Annotated in this window: 1 protein-coding gene; it reads right to left on the bottom strand. The window is 67.6% G+C overall.

Features of this window, described 5'->3' with window-relative positions:
• Nucleotides 1-244 (bottom strand): hypothetical protein (locus ACGWYJ_RS39130; protein ID WP_395111778.1); only part of this gene is annotated, 244 nt, incomplete at both ends.

Here is a 244-nt window from a genome sequence, read left to right as displayed (position 1 = left end):
AAGGCCCACACGTCGCTTCTCGAAGGAGGTGGGGTCGCATTCCGTAGCGGTCACGGTAGCCGCGTAGTCGTTGAGGGCGTCCTCCGAGAGCCCGAACCTGACCTTCTGCGGAACCTCTCCCATCAGAAGCGCGATCGTGCCGACCAGCAGTAGCGGAGTCGCGGAGACCCGCACCAGGAAAGCCGTGCCGACCAGCCGCGGCCGCCGGAACGCGAGGACCAGCCGCACGATGATGGCGGGCACG

It is taken from the genome of Actinomadura sp. SCN-SB, from assembly GCF_043906805.1.
Taxonomy (GTDB): Bacteria; Actinomycetota; Actinomycetes; order Streptosporangiales; family Streptosporangiaceae; genus Spirillospora.
Note: the sequence above shows the minus strand (reverse complement) of the source record. Positions and strands in the feature narration are given on the sequence as shown.